At 72.1% G+C, this 3070-nt stretch carries 4 protein-coding genes; 3 read left to right on the top strand and 1 reads right to left on the bottom strand.

The genetic code is table 11. The annotated features are described in order from the left end of the window. The 3 genes from HW577_RS23010 to HW577_RS23020 form a co-directional block, all read left to right on the top strand. On the top strand, nucleotides 1–858 hold an 858-nt coding region (locus HW577_RS23010; protein WP_198378445.1), incomplete at its 5' end, for a tripartite tricarboxylate transporter substrate-binding protein. A 4-nt stretch (nucleotides 859–862) separates the two neighbouring features. Further along, nucleotides 863–1468 (top strand): nitroreductase family protein, encoded by a 606-nt coding sequence (locus HW577_RS23015; protein ID WP_198378446.1) that lies wholly within the window; start codon nucleotides 863–865, stop codon nucleotides 1466–1468. Continuing rightward, nucleotides 1465–2073, top strand: a complete 609-nt coding sequence (locus tag HW577_RS23020; protein ID WP_232475182.1) for a nuclear transport factor 2 family protein — start codon at nucleotides 1465–1467, stop codon at nucleotides 2071–2073. Before HW577_RS23015 ends, HW577_RS23020 begins: the two co-directional genes overlap by 4 nt. 120 nt (nucleotides 2074–2193) lie before the next feature. On the opposite strand, the gene HW577_RS23025 is transcribed toward HW577_RS23020, so the two are convergent. After that, a complete protein-coding gene (locus HW577_RS23025) occupies nucleotides 2194–2568 on the bottom strand; it encodes a tetratricopeptide repeat protein (protein WP_198378447.1) in 375 nt (124 codons plus the stop codon). Nucleotides 2569–3070: the final 502 nt, after the last annotated feature.

Here is a 3070-nt window from a genome sequence, read left to right on the forward strand (position 1 = left end):
CCCGGCGGCACGACGGACATCGTTGCTCGTCTGCTCGCCCCCCCGCTCGCCGCCGCGCTCGGCCAGCCGGTCGTGGTCGAGAACCGCCCCGGCGCGGGCGGCACGCTGGCGGCCGAGGCGCTCGCCCGCGCGCGGCCCGATGGCCGCACCATGATGATGCTGAACAACGCCTTCGCCGTGACGGCGGCGACCTTCCGCCGCCTGCCCTACGATCCGCTGGCGGATGTCATTCCGGTCACGCAGGTCGCGACCATGCCGCTGGTGTTCCTCACCCCGCCCGCGGGGCCGCTCGGCAGCGTCGCCGCGCTGATCGCCGCCGCGCGGGCCAATCCCGGCGGGCTGAACCTCGGCACGGTCGGCGTCGGCTCGACCCAGCATTTCGTCGCGGAAGCCTTCCAGGCCATGGCCGGGGTGAAGCTGACGCATGTGCCCTATCGCGGCACGCCCGCCGCCGTGCTCGCGCTGCGGCAGGGGGAGGTGCATCTGGTGGTCGAGACCGTCGCCGCCGTGCTCGGCCAGGTGCGCGGGGGCGAGGCGCGCGCCATCGCGCTGTCCACCGCGGAGCGCTTCCCCGGCCTGCCGGAGGTGCCGACGATGCGGGAGTCGGGCCTCGCGGAGTTCGACCTCGCCACCTGGTTCACGATCGGATTCCCCAGCGGCGTGCCCGCCGCGGCCGTGGCGCGCATCGAGGCCGAGACGCGCCGCGCGCTGTCGGACGCCGACCTCGCCGCGCGGATGCGGGAGATGGGGCTGACGCCCGTCGGCAGCGATTCCGCGACCGCCGCCGCCATCATCCGCCGTGACATCGCCCGTTGGCGCGACCTCGTCGCATCCGCCGGCATTCCCCAGCAGGAGTAGCATCGTGACCGATCGCACCGCCCCCGCCGCGCATCCGATCGCGGCCCCCTTTGCCGCGCGCTGGAGCCCCCGCTCCTACGAGGACCGCGCTGTGCCCGACGCGGCACTCGCGCAGGTGCTGGAAGCCGCGCGCTGGGCCTCCTCCTGCTTCAACGACCAGCCCTGGAACTTCATCCTCGCGCGCAAGGGGCGGGAGGAGGAGGGGTATGCGAAGCTGTTCTCCTGCCTGTCGCAGAACAACCAGGGCTGGGCGGGGCGCGCGCCGGTGCTGATGCTGGGCGTGGCGCGGACCGCCTTCGCGCATAACGGCAACCCGAACCGGCACGCGGCCTACGACCTGGGGCAGGCGACGGCGAACCTCGCCGCGCAGGCAGCGGCGATCGGCCTGCAGGCGCACCAGATGGCGGGGTTCGACGCCGCGAAGGCGCGCGAAGCCTTCGCCATCCCCGAAGGCTTCGACCCGCTGGTGATGCTGACGCTCGGCTATGCGGGCGCGGCGGCCGCGCTGCCGGAGGCCCTCGCCGCGCGGGAAGCCGCGCCGCGCGTGCGCAAGGCCATCGCGGAATTCACCCATCTCGGCGCCTGGGGTGCCGCGGGCAGCCCGGCATGATGGAGCAGGCGCTGATCGACGAGCTGGCGCTGCGCCGGCTGGTTCAGGATTGGGCGGTCTGGCGCGATGCCGGGGATTGGGAGCGCTTTGCCGGCTGCTGGCACGCCGATGCGCGGATGATGGCGACCTGGTTCCAGGGGCCGGCCGCGCAGTTCATCGAGGTTTCGAAGGCCGGCTTCGCCAAGGGCGTGCGCATCCTGCACTTCCTGGGCGGCACCAGCGTGGACCTCGCCGGCGCGCGCGCCATCGTGCAGACCAAGATGACCATCTCCCAGCGCGCCGAGGTCGAGGGCGTGAAGGTCGACGTGGTCTGCACCGGCCGCTTCTACGATTTCTGCGAGAAGCGCGACGGGCGCTGGGGCGTGGTGCTGCGCCAGCCGATCTACGAGAAGGACCGGATGGACCCGGTCGATCCGGCCGCAACGCTGCGGCTCGATCCCGCGCTGCTGGCGGACTTCCCGGAGGGCTACCGGCACCTCGCATACCTGCAGTCGCGCATCGGCTACAAGGTGAAGCGCGACATGCCGGGGCTGGCGGGGCCGGAGGTGGAGGCGCTCTATGCCTCGGGTGCGAAGTGGCTCAGGGGTGAGGCCCTGGACCGGTAGAGCGATATCCGATCAGCCGGAAACGGCTGATCGGATGTCTTGCTCTGGAAACCATTGATCCGACAGCACGAAATCCGATCACACTGATTCAGTGTGATCGGATAGTGCTGTAGCGCGCGCTCAACGCCGCTGCGTGATTTCGCGCGCGAGGTCCTCGCGCGCGACACAGCCCTGCGGGCAGAGCGCTTCCAGCCGGCGAAGATTGGCCTCCGCCATCCCGCGCCGCCCGGTCTCGAGATACAGCACGCCCTGGTACGCGATGGCCGGCAGGTGCGCGGCGTCGCGCGAGAGCGCCTCGGCATAGCGCGCCTCGGCTTCCGCCAGCCGTCCGGTGCGGCGGAGCGCGAGGGCGAGATAGGTGAGGATATCCGGGTCGCCCGGCAGGCGGGCGAGCACGGCTTCCAGCATCGGCACCGAGAGCTCGTAGCGGCCGGCTTCAGTGAGGCGGATGGCTTCCCGCGCCTGCGGGTCGCCCGGCGGGTCGGCGGGCGGCACGGCCTGGGCGGACGCCGCGGCCAAAAGGCAGGCGGCACCCACAGCAGATCGCACACGGCTGGGCCCAGCCGTCTGCGGGAAAAGACTCGCAATACGATGCCGGAGCGGCTTCCGGCCATCTTGCAACCGCTCGAGAAGACGCGGGACGATGCGCATGGCTGACCTCCGTCCGGCGCCCTTCCCTCTCGCGCCGCGCCGGTGATGTGACCCCGCGCACGCGCCGTTCAACGGCCGGCCAAGGACGCCGCGGCGCGTGGCCGGTTCTTCCGGCTGCCGCTCAACTCCGCCAGCGCAATGGTGTGATCCACTTCATCGCCTCCCGCCATCGGGCGCATCCAGTGTGCCCCCGCAAACACCGGTGCCGTCCGGCGCCGGAAGGGGGCCGGACGGCCGGTCCAGGCCTGGAGCAGACAGACCCATGTCCCTGCTGACCTCGCGGCCGGCCGGCGAGGGCGCCCGGATCGACCTCTCCCTGTTTGACGTCCAGATCCGAAGAGCTCAC

Origin of the sequence: Neoroseomonas rubea (assembly GCF_016106015.1) — a bacterium.
Classification (GTDB): domain Bacteria; phylum Pseudomonadota; class Alphaproteobacteria; order Acetobacterales; family Acetobacteraceae; genus Neoroseomonas; species Neoroseomonas rubea.